16 protein-coding genes and 2 pseudogenes are annotated in these 16,452 nt (G+C 69.1%); 7 read left to right on the top strand and 11 right to left on the bottom strand.

What is annotated here, in order from left to right; all coding sequences use genetic code 11:
- Positions 1 to 3 precede the first annotated feature (3 nt).
- Complete coding sequence (locus ACF1GV_RS36095; RefSeq protein ID WP_391689731.1) at positions 4 to 876, bottom strand: polysaccharide deacetylase family protein; 873 nt, start codon at positions 874 to 876, stop codon at positions 4 to 6.
- Positions 877 to 1,281: 405 nt separating this feature from the next.
- Between ACF1GV_RS36095 and gvpJ the strand changes: the two genes are divergently transcribed.
- Positions 1,282 to 1,641, top strand: coding sequence for a gas vesicle protein GvpJ (gene gvpJ / locus ACF1GV_RS36090; protein ID WP_391689729.1), 360 nt, complete (start codon positions 1,282 to 1,284; stop codon positions 1,639 to 1,641).
- A 550-nt stretch (positions 1,642 to 2,191) separates the two neighbouring features.
- Here the strand turns inward: gvpJ and ACF1GV_RS36085 are convergent.
- The 3 genes from ACF1GV_RS36085 to ACF1GV_RS36075 all read right to left on the bottom strand — a co-directional run bounded on the left by ACF1GV_RS36085 (position 2,192) and on the right by ACF1GV_RS36075 (position 3,652).
- The gene (locus tag ACF1GV_RS36085; protein WP_391689726.1) at positions 2,192 to 2,371 is read right to left on the bottom strand and encodes a hypothetical protein; all 180 of its coding nucleotides are present in this window, start codon (positions 2,369 to 2,371) and stop codon (positions 2,192 to 2,194) included.
- Positions 2,372 to 2,389: 18 nt separating this feature from the next.
- A complete protein-coding gene (locus tag ACF1GV_RS36080; RefSeq protein WP_391689723.1) occupies positions 2,390 to 3,037 on the bottom strand; it encodes a class I SAM-dependent DNA methyltransferase in 648 nt (215 codons plus the stop codon).
- A gap of 378 nt (positions 3,038 to 3,415) precedes the next feature.
- The gene (locus ACF1GV_RS36075) at positions 3,416 to 3,652 is read right to left on the bottom strand and encodes a hypothetical protein (RefSeq protein WP_391689720.1); all 237 of its coding nucleotides are present in this window, start codon (positions 3,650 to 3,652) and stop codon (positions 3,416 to 3,418) included.
- A 66-nt stretch (positions 3,653 to 3,718) separates the two neighbouring features.
- On the opposite strand from ACF1GV_RS36075, the gene ACF1GV_RS36070 reads away from it, so the two are divergent.
- The gene (locus ACF1GV_RS36070; protein ID WP_391689717.1) at positions 3,719 to 4,552 is read left to right on the top strand and encodes a DUF2182 domain-containing protein; all 834 of its coding nucleotides are present in this window, start codon (positions 3,719 to 3,721) and stop codon (positions 4,550 to 4,552) included.
- Positions 4,553 to 4,656: 104 nt separating this feature from the next.
- Here ACF1GV_RS36070 and ACF1GV_RS36065 read toward each other — a convergent pair whose 3' ends face one another.
- Together ACF1GV_RS36065 and ACF1GV_RS36060 are read right to left on the bottom strand one after the other, a co-directional pair.
- Positions 4,657 to 5,313: a DUF1326 domain-containing protein gene (locus ACF1GV_RS36065; RefSeq protein ID WP_391689714.1), complete on the bottom strand. Its 657-nt coding sequence runs from the start codon at positions 5,311 to 5,313 to the stop codon at positions 4,657 to 4,659.
- Between the two features lie 1,130 nt (positions 5,314 to 6,443).
- The gene (locus ACF1GV_RS36060) at positions 6,444 to 7,613 is read right to left on the bottom strand and encodes an MFS transporter (RefSeq protein ID WP_391689711.1); all 1,170 of its coding nucleotides are present in this window, start codon (positions 7,611 to 7,613) and stop codon (positions 6,444 to 6,446) included.
- Between the two features lie 328 nt (positions 7,614 to 7,941).
- On the opposite strand from ACF1GV_RS36060, the gene ACF1GV_RS36055 reads away from it, so the two are divergent.
- Together ACF1GV_RS36055 and ACF1GV_RS36050 are read left to right on the top strand one after the other, a co-directional pair.
- A complete protein-coding gene (locus ACF1GV_RS36055) occupies positions 7,942 to 8,778 on the top strand; it encodes a helix-turn-helix domain-containing protein (protein WP_391689707.1) in 837 nt (278 codons plus the stop codon).
- A gap of 452 nt (positions 8,779 to 9,230) precedes the next feature.
- Complete coding sequence (locus tag ACF1GV_RS36050; RefSeq protein WP_391689767.1) at positions 9,231 to 9,686, top strand: FxLYD domain-containing protein; 456 nt, start codon at positions 9,231 to 9,233, stop codon at positions 9,684 to 9,686.
- 14 nt (positions 9,687 to 9,700) lie between these two features.
- Here ACF1GV_RS36050 and ACF1GV_RS36045 read toward each other — a convergent pair.
- Both ACF1GV_RS36045 and ACF1GV_RS36040 read right to left on the bottom strand, forming a co-directional pair.
- Positions 9,701 to 11,387 (bottom strand): annotated as a pseudogene (locus ACF1GV_RS36045) (ISAzo13 family transposase).
- 120 nt (positions 11,388 to 11,507) lie between these two features.
- A complete protein-coding gene (locus ACF1GV_RS36040) occupies positions 11,508 to 12,248 on the bottom strand; it encodes a class I SAM-dependent methyltransferase (protein ID WP_391689704.1) in 741 nt (246 codons plus the stop codon).
- A gap of 265 nt (positions 12,249 to 12,513) precedes the next feature.
- On the opposite strand from ACF1GV_RS36040, the gene ACF1GV_RS36035 reads away from it, so the two are divergent.
- A complete protein-coding gene (locus ACF1GV_RS36035; protein WP_391689701.1) occupies positions 12,514 to 13,095 on the top strand; it encodes a hypothetical protein in 582 nt (193 codons plus the stop codon).
- A gap of 157 nt (positions 13,096 to 13,252) precedes the next feature.
- Here ACF1GV_RS36035 and ACF1GV_RS36030 read toward each other — a convergent pair whose 3' ends face one another.
- A complete protein-coding gene (locus ACF1GV_RS36030) occupies positions 13,253 to 13,522 on the bottom strand; it encodes a hypothetical protein (protein ID WP_391689698.1) in 270 nt (89 codons plus the stop codon).
- Between the two features lie 135 nt (positions 13,523 to 13,657).
- Between ACF1GV_RS36030 and ACF1GV_RS36025 the strand changes: the two genes are divergently transcribed.
- Complete coding sequence (locus ACF1GV_RS36025) at positions 13,658 to 13,825, top strand: hypothetical protein (protein WP_391689695.1); 168 nt, start codon at positions 13,658 to 13,660, stop codon at positions 13,823 to 13,825.
- 448 nt (positions 13,826 to 14,273) lie between these two features.
- On the opposite strand, the gene ACF1GV_RS36020 is transcribed toward ACF1GV_RS36025, so the two are convergent.
- Positions 14,274 to 14,444 (bottom strand): hydrophobic protein, encoded by a 171-nt coding sequence (locus tag ACF1GV_RS36020; protein WP_146464684.1) that lies wholly within the window; start codon positions 14,442 to 14,444, stop codon positions 14,274 to 14,276.
- A gap of 288 nt (positions 14,445 to 14,732) precedes the next feature.
- Complete coding sequence (locus tag ACF1GV_RS36015; protein WP_391689691.1) at positions 14,733 to 15,764, bottom strand: MBL fold metallo-hydrolase; 1,032 nt, start codon at positions 15,762 to 15,764, stop codon at positions 14,733 to 14,735.
- 81 nt (positions 15,765 to 15,845) lie between these two features.
- Here ACF1GV_RS36015 and ACF1GV_RS36010 point away from each other — a divergent pair.
- Positions 15,846 to 16,133, top strand: a pseudogene (locus ACF1GV_RS36010) (helix-turn-helix domain-containing protein); the annotation flags it as partial.
- Positions 16,134 to 16,452: the final 319 nt, after the last annotated feature.

The raw sequence follows: 16,452 nt of genomic DNA, 5'->3' as shown, positions 1-16,452 counted from the left end.
CGGTCACTGTCCCGTCGGGGGCTGGATGTAGTCCTCCAGACGAGCCACGGTGAAGCCCTGCTCGTGGATGTGCTTGAGCAGGTCGGCGAACATCCGGGTCATCGTGGTGCCCTTGAGCTCCGAGGGACCGCGGAAGTGGGCCAGGATGATGTCCCCGGGATGCAGCTTCTTGTCCGGGTCCTGGTACGCCATGTTGTGTATCTGCATGGACTCACGCCACCAGACGATCGCCCTGGGCCCGCACTCGGCCACTGCCCTCTTGGTGTCGGCGTTGTACGCGCCATAGGGAGGCCGGAAGAGCAGCGGGGCGGTGCCGTACTCCCGGGTGAGGATCTCCTGGTTGCCGCACACCTCTTCTTTCTGGCGGGTCGGCGGAAGCGTGTTCATCTGCGGGTGGTGCAGGGTGTGGTTCTGGACGTGGTTGCCCAGCGCCTGCAGTTGCTTGAAGTACCCGTAGTCGGACCTGACGGCGTCGTTCGTCAGGAACATCGTGAACGGGACTCTCAGGTCCCGCATCATCTCGACGAACCTGGGATCCTTCTCCTGCCCGTCATCGATCGTGATGAAGACGACCTTCTGTGACGTCGGTATGTGCGTGAGGACCGGAACCGGAGCGGAGGCGGAGAGCTTCACGGGCTTGTCGGCAGGAGGCTGCGGGGCCGAGGGCAACGGCGTCAGACCCCACTTGCGCCAGAGCGTGGCCTCGGCGGCACGCGCGGCGGCGGTCGTACCGCCTGTGGCAGTGGGCTGCGCCGGTGCGGGAGGCGAGGCGGCTCTGGTGCCACCACCGGCATCGCAGCCGCCCGCAGCCAGGGCCGCCACGACCACACTCGCCACCGCTCCGCAGAGCCTGCCCCGCTTGTTGTGCCTCTTCACCCGTGCTGCTCCCCACCTGCCGTGCTGCTCTACCGCACGTGATCCGGTCGGGAAGATCACCCGACTGTATGGAAAGAGGATCAATGGGCGAGGTTGGTTGCGGTCGGCGGGGAGCAGTTGATCCGGGCCGTGACCGGCCACCTCGGCTTTGGTGGGGCAGAGGGTGAGTGCCTCCCCTCCGAGTCCCGCCGGACGAGGAAGCGCTGTGTCGCGCTGTCGGCCGGCTCGTGGCCCGGCACGAGGCGCTGCGCACCGACCGGCCCAGCCGCTACAGAGTCGTGGTGAATGGGCCCCCTGAACACGCGTTTGCAGTCGCGAGGAAGCGGTCACCCGAACCGGCAGCCTCCATCGCGGCCCGATGCAGGGTCGCGGAGTGTGCGGGATCGACGACAAGGGGTGGTCGGGGTGGCTGTGGCGCGGCAGAGTGGTGGCGGTGGCGGTTCGAGTGGCCTTTACGACGTACTGGAGCTCATCCTCGACCGTGGCCTGGTGATCGACGCGTTCGTACGGGTGTCCCTCGTCGGCATCGAGATACTCAAGATAGACGTCCGTATCGTGGTCGCCAGCGTCGACACCTACCTCCGCTTCGCGGAAGCGTGCAACCGTCTGGATCTGGAATCCGGACCGCGGAAACCGGCAGGGCTCACCGAGCTCCCCGGAAAGCTCGAGGGCGCCGGTTCCCGCGGCGCGACGAAGGGGATCCTGTCGGGTGCCGCCGAGGCGCTGTCGGACGCCTTCCAGCAGGCCCGGGACGGGCGCGCATGACACCAGCGGCGCGAGGTCGCGCCCGGATCAGGCATCGATTCTGAGGGCGCAGCAGTTGTCGGTGCATAGGGTCCGGCCCGCTTTGCAGCCAGTGGGCGAGGCTTTGGAGCCAGGGCAGCTCACGGTGGAGCAGGCTTGGGCGGCCGGAGCGGCCGGGGTGGCGAGTCACCGCTCGTTTGCGTCTGGCGGGGATGCGGCTGGGCGCGGGGCGGCACGCTGCCGTACGAATATCGGCTGAGAGGCCCTGAGAGCCGACGGGGCGAAGGTGGCCGAGCTGGTCATGACGGACGGCGTTGGGGTGGCGGGCCTACGCGGTGCGACTCGAGAAGGCACGGGCCGTCGCCACGCGACGACAAACGGGCCTGTGTCTTCCACGGCGCCGTCGCAACCGCAGCCGTCCGACTGTGGCTCCGAGGCTGAGGCAACCTGCTGTCTCAGTCCCCCGAGGAACCACAGCCACAAGTGCTGTCCGTCGAGAACCGTCTGGCCGAGCTCAATGAGCTCCCGCGCGAAGTCATCGGTGAGCACCGCCCGGAGGCAGCAGCTGCATCTACTCCAGCAGGGTGGACACCAGGCGGTGGTTGAAGACGGTATCCGCGTACGGCAACAGCTGCCCCGGCATCGGAAACACCAGCTGATCGAGACCGGCCGGCTCTGGACTCCACATCACGCCATGCTCGGCGCGGGTCTCGATCGTGCCGCTCTCGCCACGGACCTGCACATCGATCACGGTCGGATCCCCTTGACGTCATGATCCGTCGGACAGTTCCTGGGGGCGGCGGGCCAGCAAGTGGGCGTCGAGGAATCCCCGCTCGGAGGCCGGATCGTGGAACAGCCGGGCGAACGTGACGAGGCCGGCCCCGGCAAGCAACTCGGCGAGCCGGTCCGCCGGCCAGCTGTAGGCGGGCGTCACTTTGTGGTCGAAGCGAACCGGCTCCGGTCCGTCGGTCGCGAAGAACGAGATCAGGAGCAGGCCTCCTGGGGCGAGGACACGTACCTGCTCGGCGAGCAGCGCGGGCAATTCCCCGGGCGGAATATGGATCATCGAGTAGTGGGCCAGCACACCGCCGAGTGCGCCGTCCTCGACCGGAAGCGCCTCCATCCGCGCCTCCTCGAACCGCAGCGCCGGGTGGGCCCGCCTCGCGTGGGCGACCATGCCCGGGGAGAGGTCGAAGCCGAAGGCGTCCAACCCCAGGTCGTGCAACATGGCCGTCAGATGTCCCGGCCCGCACCCGACGTCGACTGCCCGCGGATTTCCCGTACCGCGCACCAGCTCGGCGAAGGTGCCGATCATGTTGCGCGAGAATGGATGCGTCTCCAACCGGTTGGCGAACTTGGACGCATACAGATCGACGACCCCGTCGTAGGCCGCCCTGGTCCGTTCCTGATGCTCCATCACGGGAAGGAAAGCTAACATCCGGTCCGCAGCTTCCCCGGGCCGTGCCGCCCCTCGGTCCGTAGCCGACTGTTCGGTTCGCGTCTCGGCAAGGCTGCACGGCCTCTCCTCGACGAACTCGGCGCCCGCGGCGAGCTCGACCGGTCGGATCGAAGGTCCGCCCGAACCGCCGCCGCAACTCACGGCATAGGCTGCGGAGCCGTTCGCGGAGCGCAGCGGCAGTCCGCGAAACCGCCTCAACAGCACAGCAGCACAGCATGTGCGGGGCGCAACGGTGCCGCGAGAAGCGGACACCCACCCGGATACGGACGCTAGGGCGATCTGCCTGTGGACAGATTCCGCTGAGCTCCAGGGTGGGCGGCTGGGTGGTGTGCGCTGTCAGTTGCGCAACCAGTTGCGCAGGAGGCCGGCGAAGGGGCCGAAGAGACCGGTGAGTACGGCGTCTCCCACGTCGGTGCGGGTTTCGGGGGCGGGCTTCCACGGGGTGAGCTTCCAGGTCTGGCCGGGGCCGCCCTTGGTCTTCCCGACGAGGTAGCCGCCCGCGTCGGTCCAGTAGGTCTGCTCGGCCTGCACCGTCCGGCTGTCCGCTCCGTAGATGTGGGTGCCGTCGAACACCCACCGGAAGATGCGCTGCTCGCTGATGCGTGCTGTTCTGGAAGGAGCCTCAGGAGCCCCACGCCGATGCGAAGCCGTACTTCTGCCCTCACATCCGCCCGATCGCCGGCACCGACCGGAGCGGGCGGAGGCCTGCTTCCGGCCAGGGAACTCGCGGCGGCGTGGTTCCTCGTCGTGCTGATCGCGGTGCCCGCCTGGGTGCTGACCATCGGGCAGGCCCGGCAGATGGGGGTCGAGCCCGGCACGATGGGGATGGCGCTGCCGCTGTTCCTGCTGCTATGGGTGACGATGATGGCGGCCATGATGCTGCCGTCCATGGCGCCGGTGGCCATCACCTGGGCGCGTGGCATCGGCCGGCAGTCCTCGGGCTGGGCGCGGACCGCGCGCACCGCGGAGTTCGTCGGGGGATACCTACTGGTGTGGACCGCGTGCGGGCTGCTCGCCTACGGGGTGCTCGCCCTCACCGGCGGCCTGGTGGACGGCCATCCGACCGCCGGACGCTGGATCGGAGCCGTGTCCTTCCTGCTCGCGGGCCTGTACCAGCTCGGCCCCCTCAAGCACGTCTGCCTGCGGCACTGCCGCGATCCCATGAGCCACCTGGTGCGATACGCCGGTTTCCCGCCGCCGGCCCGCGATCTCCGGGTGGGCGTCCACCACGGCGCCTACTGTGCCGGCTGCTGTGCGGGACTGATGGTCGTCCTCGTCCCGCTCGGCGTGATGAACGTGGCGGCGATGGCCGGACTGGCATTGGTGATCTTCGTGGAGAAGCTGTGGTCCCGCGGTCCGCTGCTCGCCCGGGCCGTGGGTGTCGCGTTTCTCGTCCTGGCCGTGGTGGCCCCGTTCCAGGACTGGCTGCTGCCGGGCCTGCAGGGCGCGATGCCGTCGATGGGCGGCATGTGACGCACCGCGCTCCGGCGATGGGCTGTCCGTGCTTTCGATGGGCTCTCTCGGGTCTGGGCCTGGCCGGGTCCACTCCCGGGCCTGGCCGGGTCCGCTCCCGGGGTCTAGTCGGGTCCGCTCCAGTCGAACGGGAAGTGCTTGCTCGACTTCCCCGAGCGTTCCCAGGAGAACCCGAATGCCTCTGCGCGGTCGGTGGTGGCCCGACCCCAGGTGGCGACCTGGCCGGGCCCGACCTCGGCGCCCGGGGCGTTGTGGACCTGGACGCGTGCGCCGTCCGGAGTCGTCGGACCGGCCAGGGCCTCGACGGTGGCCGTGACGCGGCCAGGAATCTCGGCCCGCCAGGTGGCGAGGTCCTCGTCGATCTCCACGTGGATGGGAGCGAAGTCCATACCGCGCATCTCGGGCTGGAGCATCCCCCCGAACCGCGCCGGCCACCCGCCGGCCTCACCTCCGAAGATGGCGCCGAGCGCACCTCGCTGCGGGTCGTCGGCGCGCTCGTCCAGGAAGACCGCGGCATACGCGTCGGTGTGCTCACCGGCCCAGACGTTGCCGACGAAGGAGCCGAGCATCAGGACGTTGAGACCGTCGAGCCGCACGTCACCGAAGCTGCCCTCGCGGATGTGCCACACCAGCACGCCCTCACAGTTGCCGTAGGTCGGGGGCTGCGCAAACGTGCAGGGGCACGGTATCGCGCAATTGCACACATCGAACCAATCACCGGCAAGGCGCCAGCGCGTACCGGTGGTGACCTGCTCTGTCATCTCGCTTACCTCCCGCCGGGCTCGACGGAGCCCACTCGGAATGGCGAGACCGCATGTCCCGAGCCCGCTCCCAGGATCGTGAGGCGGCCTCCCCTCCAGCTTGCACCTGCCGCACGACAGGGCAAAGCCGGAGCAGGGGGGCCTCCAACCCGTATACGCGGTCCGGGGGGATTGAGCGCCGAACCTAGGGTGTGTCGAGCGCCGCGACGGGCCGGGCGGCCCTGGTTTCCGACGTCGCGGATTTTCCTCTCGCGTCACCTCACGCAGCTGGGAAACCGAGCGAGCCGTCCTCGAACGAAGCCCCCGTGCCACTGCGCACCGCTCCCCGCCCCGCCCGTACCCCGCCGCGCCCACCGGTGACCGAGGGCGCCATCTCGTCGACGGGGATGACCGGGAGAGCCAGGGAGACGTGAGGCAGCTGGCTGGATGACGCGCGTGCTGCCCTGGTCCCCCGGCCGGCCGCAAGCCGCTCAGGACTCCTGGCGGAGTGAGTGGCGCATGTCGAACCCGGACACCGGGTTCCCGCGCTTGGAAACGGTCCAGCTCTTGGCAAGAAGGCAGAGCCGACCGGGCCCGACAGTTGCGGCGCTACGGCTGGAACCAGGACGGTCCCCTTGCCGATCCTTGGGCTTGCCCGGACGCGACCGCGCTCTTCCATGGCGACGAGCCCCTGCCGGCCGTCTGAGTGGCGACCCGCCGCGCTGCTGTCCCACGCACTCGACAGCATGCGCTCACCGGCAGGTTCGGCACAGGTCAGGTACTCCCCGACTCACCGCTGCGCGGCGCCGCCGCCGAGCTGGACCCCGTCCTCAAGGGATTCGGCGAGGACTTCGGCGAGCAGTGAGCCACCGTGGGACGGCTTCACCAGCATCGACGGGCACCGACGTGCAGGTCAGGCGGCGGATACGCGAGCGAGCCCCGACCGCATCGGTCCAGGGCTCGCGGGCGTGTGCCCCTGCCCAGCACTCCTTCCACGATCCGCACCGTCAATCACCGGCGGTTCTGGTCAGTCGCGTACCGGCTTCAGCACCGGACCGGCCTCTGGCGGGCCCCAGATGCACGCCGGCGCCCTGCCGCTGCGCCCGGCTTGCGGAACGCGGCCTGCGCGGCCTACGTGCCCGGACGGTCCCTCAGCGGTAGCGTGCCCGGCCCACCGCCGCGGCCGACGTCAGGGGCACGGTCAGGAGCGCCGCCAGCCAGAACAGAGGGCGGTAGTCGTGCGCCTGAGCGGTGGAGGCCGCCAGCCCGGTGGCCACGGCACTGCCCACGTACAGGGCAACGCCGAACATGGCCACGCCCGTTGCGCGGGCCGCCGGAGACAGGGCCGTCGCCCACGACTGGATCGTGGAGTGCATGAAGGACCAGCCGCCCCCGAGGAGCAGGGCGACCACGACGAGCGTCCCGGTGGACTGGCTGTAGCCGGCGAGCAGGTACGCCAGAGCCATCTGCGCCCCGCCGGCCACGATCAGGCCGACCGGGGACCACTGTCCGACGAGCCGTTTGACCACCTGCGCCGCGGCCATGGAACCGACCCCGTACAGGGCCGCGACCGCGCCGGCCAGGGTGATGGGAACTCCGCGCGCCTCCAGGGCCGGGGCCAGGTAGGTCAGGAAGCCGAGGAGCACCGCCCCCTCCAGCATCGCGACCGCCATGACGTACCACTGCCATCGTGAGGACAGGACCACGCGGAAGGGCCCCAGCAGTGATCCGGGGCGGGCTCGCACGGGCTCGGGCAGACGGCGCAGCGCCACCGCCAGGTACGCGGCGAGGACGCCGGGCAGCGCGAACACCAGCCGCCACGTGAGGTAGTGCGCCAGCGCTCCGGCGACAACCGTGGCCACGGCGGTGCCCAGCGCGAACGCGGTCATCAGCTCACTGAGGGGGCGCTGCCGTGTCGCTGCGGGCACCGTGTCGCCCACGTACGTCAACGACGCGGCGATGGAGGCGGCGAAGAACGCCCCGGCCAGGGCGCGGGCCCCGATCAGCACGGGGGCGTTGGGAGCGAGGGCCGAGGCGAAGGCGGCCAGTGCCGCGCCGGTCAGCGACACCCGCATCACCCACACGCGGCCCCAGCGGTCGCCGGCCACCCCCCACACCGGCTGCATGAGCCCGTAGGCGAGGTAATAGCCGCTCGCGGCCAGCATCACGGTGGGAAGCGGGGCCCCGAGCCGCGGGCCGATGAGAACCAGCATGGGCGCGATGCAGAAGCGGTCGAAGTTGCTGACGAATCCAGCGGTGCGCAACAGCCGCAGGGAGGACGCGGGCAAGGTCGCCAGCGGTGTCGACGTGGTAGTGGTCAAGGGTGAACGCTCCCTTCCGAGAGGCTTCGTCGACGACAACGGGTGACGGAGCGACCGATCCCGGGCGGACGCGGTCTGTCATCAGTTCAGCACCGGGCCCTGCGAGGCGGAGACCGCTGGCTATTACCATCACTCACCGTCTGCCGGTTCGGCATCGGGCCTGGTGACGGCAGCATCAGAAGAGGGCGCCCGCGTTCGGGCGGACACCCGCTGTCCGGAGGAGAGGCACGATGACGCGCGGTAGGCCGTCGCCCCTGGACACCTGCGCCTCGCGCCTCGCGGACGGCGGTTCCTCGCCGGTCGGGGCCGGCCGCCGGCATGGTGGACGGTGAGCGCCGTACCCTCGCCCTCGGGCGAGTCCCCCCTGCGTGAACTGGGGGCCTTCCTGCGGTCCCGCCGTGATCGGCTGAAGCCGGGAGACGTGGGCCTGCCGGAGGCCCCGGGCCGCCGTACGCCGGGGCTGCGGCGGACGGAGGTCGCGGAACTCGCCGGCATCAGCGTCTCCTGGTACACGTGGCTGGAACAGGGTCGGGTGCGTACCTCGGAGCAGGTGCTGCGCGCGGTGTCGCGGGTGTTGCGACTGGACGCCGCTGAAACCGCGCACGTCCTGTCGTTCATGGAGGAGAGCGGGCCACCCGCCGACGCTCCCACCTGGGTGTCACGCAACCTGCTCAGTCTGGTGCAGTCCATGACACCGCACCCGGCCGTGGTCCTCGACCCGCACTGGGACCTGCTGGCATGGAACGCCGGGTACGCCGCCCTGCTGACCGATCCGGCGCGGCTGCACCCCAAGCAGCGCAACCTTCTCTGGCTGGTGTTCCGCTGGCCGCCGGCGCGCACCCTGCTCGCCGACTGGGAACACGAGGCTCGCGCCCTGCTCGGCCAGTTCCGGGCACGGGCCGCTCGGCGGCCGAACGATCCGCGGTTCGCCGAACTCATCGGCGAGCTGCTGTCGGACGGTGACGCGGCCGGCTGGTACGAGCGCCGGGAGACGGCCGGGTTCCAGCCCTCGGTCCGTCGTTTCCGGCATCCGGGCGTGGGTGAACTGCGCCTGCGGTACGTGAAGCTGGCCGCCGTGGACGAGCCCGGTCACCACTTCCTGGCCTACCTGCCCGACGACCGGGACTCCGAGGACGCCCTGCGCCGCCTGCGGGCAAACGGGTGAGTCCGGGAGGCCCCCCTCGTTCCGGGACACGGACCCGCGGGGCCCAGCTCGGCGTGCCGGCGGCGCGTTACACCCCGGCGCTCGCCTTCCGGGCGCTCGCGGAGCAGGTGGTGATCTACTTCTTGCGGTACGGCGTGCCCAGGTGTCGGCGTCGGCCTGCGCTTGCGCTGCGGCGGCTCAGCTCTGGGAGTCCTCGCACCACTGCGTCCGTCCGGGTGCGGCTGACGTCGCAGCCTCAAAGGCGTCACGGTGTCATCTGGCGGAGTGGGCCGCGCTATTCGGGTGGAACTTCCCTGACGCGTCCCCGTGAGGCATGCGGTAACCGGCCGGGCGTCTTTCACTGGAAGTCGTACCACCGGTCCAGCACGGGAGAAGATGTGGCAGGACGCCTGAGGAAGAGGAGCGCACGCTGCACCGCAGCTGTGCTCCTCATGACCTGCGCTGTGGCCGGCATGACCAGCTGCTCCGATGACACGGGAGCACCGTCGACGGGCGGGAGCAAGGCGGCCTCAGCCGCCTCGTCGGCGGCGTCCGCGGCCTCCTCCGCCGTGGCCTCCCTGGCCTCCGAGGGCGCCTCCGCTCTGGCTTCGGCCTCGGCCGAAGCCAGACGGCGCCTGGACGAGTTGAAGGGCGGGATCGACGCCAAGAACGAGGTCCGCCTCGGCGCGCCGACACGGGCCGACGACGGTCGAAGCACCGTAGCCGTTACCGTGCACAACACCGCGGACTCGACGAAGTCGTTCGTGGTTCAGGTGAACCTGCGCGACCAGGCAGGCAATCTCCTGGACACCACCGTGGTGACGGTCGACGGCGTCGGCGCCGGAAAGGAGGGCACCGTCACCGCCCGCAGCAATCGCAAGCTGTCCGGCACCGTCAGCGCCGAAGTCGCAAGAGCGCTGCGATACTAAGGGCTCGCAGAGAATCAACATGCTGATTTGATCTCTGTGGGGCTGCTGTTCGCGAGGAAGGCGGTGACGTCAGCGGGCGTCCGGAACCTGGCTGTCGAGGGTGGAATGGTGTAGCCGTGCTCGGCCAGGAGGGGCTGGACTTGGCGGATGGCCCTGGTGATGGTGCTGCCGTTGACTCCGAAGAGCTGGGCGATCAGGTCTCGGGTGCCGAGTTTGCGCAGGTAGAGCACGGTGGCCAGGACCCTGTCGGCGGTGGTCAGCTTGTCCTTGGCCCCTGCGCCACGAGCGCGGATGCGTTCGCCTCCTCGCTTCTGGCGTCGTCCTTGCTCCCGTAACTCGTCCAGTTGCACCGTCAGTTGATCGACGAGCTTGTCCAGCACCGGTTCGGGCATGCCGGTCAGCTCCGGGCTGCGCAGCCACCCACTGCAGGGCTGGGGTGACGGGCTCCCAGTTGACCGCGGGTTCTTGGCCACGCTTGTGATGTCGGAACGCTGAGGTTGGAAGGTGTAGTTCCAGTCGCCGTGGAAGCGGTGCCGGTGCATGGGCAGAGCGTCAATATCGCTGTCGGTGACTTTGATACCAGTGTCGTAGGTGCCCGGGTCGAGTTCGGCGTGGACTGTCAGCCCGGTGCGGGTGGTGGTCGCCGCGATGCTGTTCACGATGACGTCGTGGCTGGTCAGCGGGCGGCCGCGCCAATTCATGGAGATGTGGGAGAACAGCCGGTGCTCGATCTTGTTCCACTTCGAGGTGCCCGGCGGCATGTGGCATACCGTGATCTCCAAGCCCGTCTCGGCGGCCATGGCTGCGAGTTCAGTTTTCCAGGCGCGGGTGCGGTAGCCGTTGGACCCGCCTGCGTCCGCGGTGATCAGCAGACGTGTTGCGGCCGGGTAGTCGTGCCGGCCGCGGGCTTGCCACCATCGGCGGATAGAGGCGACAGCGAACGCGGCGGTGTCGTGATCCGTGCCGACACTGACCCAGCCGGTGTTCGCGGCGATGTCGTAGATGCCGTACGGGATCGCCTTGCCCGGTCCCTGTCGGTCCGGGAAGCCGTGTGTCTTGACCAGGACCGGCTCACGGGCCGGCCGCCACTGGTAGCCCGCGTTCTTGTAGTCGCCGACGAGTTCTTTCTTCTTCGTGTCCACGCTGATCACCGGCTGGCCTGACGCCCATGTGCTCCCTGGCCTGCTCGTTGATGTAGCGGAACTGGGCATCCCGGTCGGGATGCTGCTTGCCTTCGATGGTCTTGGCGCCGGCCTGCAGGCTGAAGCCCTCCTCACGCAGCAGGTCCCCGACCGTGTCCGCACTCACCCTGTGCCCCTGACGGGTGAGCTCGGCCGCGAGGCTCCTGGTCGATTTCACCGTCCAGCGCAGCGGCGACATCGGATCGCCGCGCTCATCGGGTTCCACCAGTGCCAGCAGCGCGGGCCGCAGTCCCGGATCAAGGTCCGCGGCCTTCTTCCGACCACCACCGGTCCTGCGTACCCGGCCCAGAGGGTCGTCGCCGGCGTCCAGCTCGTCCACGCCCTTGCGGACCGTCGTCTCGCTGACCTGGGCTGCCCTCGCGACCGCCCGGATACCGCCGTGCCCCAGGATCCGGGCCTCGGCTCCCATCATCAACCGGCGCTGACGCTCGTCCAGATGCGGGAACAACACCCCGAACTTCACAGCGAGTTGACCACGAACCTCATCGGAGACGCTCATATCACAACAACGAGCCGAATCACGCGAAGCAACACCTTGATTCTCTGCGAAACCTAACGAGCTCGTGCACGGTAGGCCTGCCCGGCGAGGGGATGCCTTCAAGTCTCGGCGCTGCGGAGCTTACGGTTTGTGGGTTATCCAGAGCAGTTCCGCCGGCCAGCGGTGTGCCCAGTCGGGTGGGTCGGTTTCGTTGTAGCCGTTGGGTGTTCCCAGTTCGGGCCGCGGCTCGATGAGGTCGTCGATGATGAGACCCGCGCCGCGCAGGACCCTGACCCAGTCGCCATAGGTGAGCTGATAACTGGTCGCGCCGTCGTCTTCGGCGATGGTGTTCAGCCCGAAGTAGTCCTGCTGCAGCGTCGTGGTCACGCGGCCGGCGGCTTCGTCGTAGCAAGCTTCGAACCATGGGCTGGCAACGTTGAACACCAGGCGCCCGCCCCGGACCAAGACGCGTGCGGCCTGCGGGACGGCCAGGTGCGGGGGCGCCCAGCTGAGCCCACCGAAGTCGCAGAACACCAGGTCGAAGCTGTCGGCGGCGAAGGGGAGTTGTTCGGCGGCGCCTTGCACCAGCGGGTAGCGGGCCGCTCCCATCGCGCCGGCCGCTGCGGCGAGTTGGGCCTCGGACAGGTCGAGCCCGACCACGGTGGCGCCCTCGGCGGCGAGCGCCCTGGACCACTGGCCAGCGCCGCAACCGAGTTCGAGGACGCGCTTGCCGTTGACGTCGCCCAGGGCGTGCAGGTGCGCGTCGGGGATGGAGTACATGCCCCACAGCCGGGGTGTGGCGCCGATTTGCGGGTCGTGCCTGCGCTGGTAGGCGCTGCTGATCTGGTTCCAGAGCCGCCGGTTGGCGGGGATGCTGTCCACATGCCGACTCCAGCACTGCCTGCCGGGGGCGGTCAACACGATTAGGGCACTGGCCGGCCCTCGCCTCAGTCCGGCCCTGGCTCGGCCCATGATCCACCGGACGAGCCTGGAGCCATAGTTGCGGTCCTCATGCCAGCAATGCAACGACCATGCCGCGTCGCTCCTGGCTGTCCCTCGTCTTTGTCTCCGAAGTCGTAGGGCGGGCTGCTCCATCGCATCACCATTTCGCCCGCCTCAGCCCTTGGTTGCGCTCACTTCTCGTCTGGTGACCACCGGAGCCACCAAGCGGCGGGCACGGCGGGCGATTGCCGGCTCCTCGCCCGCGGGCGATGACGAGATCCCCACCCGCGCTCCGTCCGTCTCCTGGCAGCTGAGTAGACGTACTCATGCCAAGACCGAACACGCGATGGAGAATCAGCCCATGCAGCCTTCCGCCCGTCATCCCCGGCAAAGCTCGACACAACAACGGCTGGGAGCGCCACGTGTACCCCGTACCTGGTACATCGCTCCCACTGCATCGCTGGGTCTGGCATTTCTGTGTGCGGGATACGCCGCCGCTCAGTGGTGGGAGGCCGTCACCGACCGGGTCGATGCCGGTGTACAGAACCGCTTGATTCATGTCGTCGACGCGGTGGTCTTCCTGCTCAAGGACGCCTTCGGAGACGGCAACAACCCACCTGAGCGCCACCATCACACCGTCAAGGCGGCGCCGCACCACCTCGATGTGGGAGCGCCATTGGTTCTTGCCGCCGTTTTGGCTGCCGTAGGGCTTCTCAGCTTGGCATGCTTGGCGGCGATGCAGCGGAGCCGCCAAGGACGCCGCGTGCTCCCATGGACGGCTGACTGACCGTAGCACCGTGTTGTGGCAGTGCCTCCGCTCCCTTCACCGGCTGAGTCCATCGTGATCGACCGGAGAGGCAGGCGCTGCGCGGTTCACGGCTGCTCGCCTTCTTCGCAGCCGACGTGGTCATTCCGTCCGGGCGCGCCTGGCGGGTCGACCCGTATCAGCCGAGTCCGACCAGTTCGGCGATCGTCCCGCCGAGGACCCGATCGCGTACTTCGCCTGGGCTGGTGACCCGTTCCACCAGGGCTGGGGCGAGGACCGGGTCGCCGTACGGTGCGTCCGAGCCGAACAGGGTCCGGCCCGGGATCTCCGGCACCGGCAGGAAGCCGATGAACCGCTCCGGCGCTGCGGCGAGCGCCGCGTCCAGTTCCGTCCACGCCCCCCGGTACGCCTCGACCGTGCCGGCCCGGCCTCCGAGCGCCTTCTCCAAGACGGCCCAGCCACGTTTTCCCGGTCATCCGGCAAAGGCGAGGTCGTGAAGGCGGGCGATGCCGCGCATGGCCAGCAACATCGCCATAGAGGTCGACGAACTGGCCGGCTCGGCGGTGTCCCGCTCCTACGTCACATGCTGCAGGCCCTGCCCCGCCGACCGTTGCACATCATCGCCGGCGGCCGCTACCACGACCGTTTCGAGTGCCGCGACGGACGGTGGCGCTTCACCGAACGACGGATCCGCCTCAACCTCGTCGGCGACATGACCCACCCTCTACGCCAAGCCGGCGCACAGCGGTAGCCGCTGCCCGCGTCCCAACGAGATGGCCCCGGCGCAGGGCCAGGACGCCCCCGTCCACGATCCCGAGGCCGCAGCGTCCAGGGGACAGGGGGTGGAAGACGGACTCGGGCTGGCCGGGGCAGCGGCGAGGCGTTGAACGGCGAGCCGGGCCAGCGATTTCTCGGATTTGCAACGCCCTGAGCAGTGGTAGGCCGGCGGTCAGAGCCACGTCCGGAACTGTCTGGACGAGAGACAGGGCGCCGGAGGGTGTCGCGCCTGGAGCAGCGTGATTCCCTGTGGTGCCTTGCCCCGTGCACCCGTTGCGATGCATCACTCACCTACGCCGCAATTATGCCGATTTGAGCCGTCTTTCCGTCATTTCAGAAAAGAACCTTCTCACACGTGCGGGCCCGGCCGTACTCGGCCGGGCCCGCACTTGCACGCTGACGCGTCTACACGGATTCCTGTGTCACCAGCGGTACCAGCGGCCCTTGCGGCCCGCACCGTCCGCGGAGCGGACGACGAAGCCGAGCAGCCATACGACCAGCACGATCACCGCGATCCACCACAGCGCCTTCAACGCGAAACCCGCACCGAAGAGGATCAGAGCCAGCAGAAGAACCAGAAGCAGGGGAACCATCGTTATCAACCTCCTGGCCACCGAATGCCCTTACTCCGGACTTATAAGCACAGGAAACAGACGTTACTTCCACGGTGGACCGGGCACGATCACCACCTGCGCATTCCCCCAGCCCCGCATCCCACGCGCCGCGCCGTATCAACGACCGCTAATACGGTCGCTTGATGGGCAGTGGCTCGTTGCTTCGGGCATAGTGGTCGTTGCTTCGGGCATGGGCATCTCGGGCTGCACCTGACGGCAACTGCCGCTGGAACGCCGACCACACGACCCCAAATGCCCAACGGCTCATCAGACCTGCCGGCGCGCGGCCGGCCGCATGGTGGCGTCGTACACCGTGGAGTAGTCCGGGACGACCACTCGCGTCGCCGGTGACACCCCTCGGACCTGGGCGACGAACGCGTCCACGTCCATGACCGGGTCACGCACGGGCGAACCGGACAGGGGCACTTCGAAGTTGTCCCAGTGAACGGGGATCACGACGTCGGGGGTGCTCAACGCGTGTACGAGCCGGGGCGCATAGCGGTGGGTGGCCGTGCTCGAGGGCACCGCGATCATCGCGAGATCGGGGCGCAGGCCCCGCACCGCCCGCTCGGAGAAGTCACTGGCACCCATGAGGAACGCCGACGGTCCTTTGTCCCCGACAGTCACCTGGAAAGCGAGGGTGTCGCCCTCCGGCAGGTCCGCGATGGTGCGGGGGACCTTCGCGGAAGGGGTGCTCAGCGTGCCCGGTGCGAAGTAGGAACAGTTCTTGTTGCGGCTGTGCAGGCTCGGCACGACCTCGACGACGATCCCGCCGAAGTCCAGCACCTCGCCGTCCTTGACCACGGAGATCTGCGCAGCATCCACTCCCAGCGCGACCAGCAAGTGATACGTGGTCAGGGTGCCGACCACACGGGCGCCGGTGGTCTTGGCTATGTGGGGCACGTCGGCGAGGTGATCCCAATGGGAGTGGCTCACCAGGACCAGTTCGGGGCGGCCGATGTGCGCGTCCACGACTTCCGGCTGCGTCTGCAGGGGAGTGTGCGGGTCGAATGCGCCTTCGTACAGGCCGGTGGTGAAGCGGGTGAGGTACGGATCGAAGAGTACGGTCCGAGCGCCGACATCGATGCGCCAGCCGGCGGTGCCCAGCCAGCGAAAAGACGTCGAACCAGCGGCGTGTCCCCTGCTTCGGACCGGTTCCCCGGCCGAGGCCGAGGTGGACATGGCCGGAATCAGTGGGGAAGCGGCACCGAGCGTCGCACCGCGCAGCACCGTTCGGCGGTTGAGCCCGCGGTCGGTGCGCGCTTCTGGTCTGCCCGTGACAAGTGGGTCTTGGCTCATGACATCAGAAGACCAGCACCGCAACGTCCATGTCCAAGACCGGAGTTCCACACCTTTGATACGAGAACGCCCGACAGCTCCATCGACGTAGGCGAGCTGGCGCGAGTCGCCGCCACCTCGGAGTACCACCTGCGCCGCCTGTTCTCGGCGCTCGCAGGGATGCCGCTGTCCGGGTACATCGTGCGTCGGCGGCTGACCGTCGCGGGCGCGGAGGTACCGGCCGGTGAGCGGACGCTGCTGGGGATCGCGGTGCGATACGGATACGGCTCGGGAGAGGCATTCGCACGGGCGTTCCGCACGGCGCCGGCCCCGGCGAGCCCGGGCACCGGTGCCGCGCTCAGCTCCCCCGAAAAACCCCCACAGCCGCGCCCGGTCGGCTCGTCCCGCACCCGGTCCAGTAGTGCACGGCCCGTCGTCGTCGACCGGAGCGGGCCGAGCAGCACGGTGTTCAGCAAGCATGCTTCGACAGACGTACTGGGACGTTCCACAGGTGCGGCCCTTCTGATCCTGCTAGCTTGGGGCCGCCACGATCATGGTGCGGGGGGTCATCGTCGCGGGGCCGGGACGAAGGCCGTGGGGCGGTTGGGACCGGGGCTGCCTCGGGGTGCCGATGACAAGACGCCGTGCCGGGGGGAGAGAGTATGCGTTCCATACGCAGGCCGGGGGGCCGGAAGAGGGCGCGCTGGGC

Origin of the sequence: Streptomyces sp. NPDC014006 (genome assembly GCF_043088925.1) — a bacterium.
Classification (GTDB): domain Bacteria; phylum Actinomycetota; class Actinomycetes; order Streptomycetales; family Streptomycetaceae; genus Streptomyces.
This window is presented reverse-complemented; position numbering and strand designations above follow the sequence as displayed.

What these genes read in the sequence shown, in the direction of transcription:
- ACF1GV_RS36020 (WP_146464684.1), bottom strand. Translation starts at nt 14,444, where the DNA reads ATGGTTCCCCTGCTTCTGGTTCTTCTGCTGGCTCTGATCCTCTTCGGT.
- ACF1GV_RS36050 (WP_391689767.1), top strand. Translation starts at nt 9,231, where the DNA reads ATGACCAGCTGCTCCGATGACACGGGAGCACCGTCGACGGGCGGGAGC.
- ACF1GV_RS36080 (WP_391689723.1), bottom strand. Translation starts at nt 3,037, where the DNA reads ATGGAGCATCAGGAACGGACCAGGGCGGCCTACGACGGGGTCGTCGAT.
- ACF1GV_RS36015 (WP_391689691.1), bottom strand. Translation starts at nt 15,764, where the DNA reads ATGAGCCAAGACCCACTTGTCACGGGCAGACCAGAAGCGCGCACCGAC.
- ACF1GV_RS36025 (WP_391689695.1), top strand. Translation starts at nt 13,658, where the DNA reads ATGCTGCAGGCCCTGCCCCGCCGACCGTTGCACATCATCGCCGGCGGC.
- ACF1GV_RS36065 (WP_391689714.1), bottom strand. Translation starts at nt 5,313, where the DNA reads ATGACAGAGCAGGTCACCACCGGTACGCGCTGGCGCCTTGCCGGTGAT.
- ACF1GV_RS36070 (WP_391689717.1), top strand. Translation starts at nt 3,719, where the DNA reads ATGCGAAGCCGTACTTCTGCCCTCACATCCGCCCGATCGCCGGCACCG.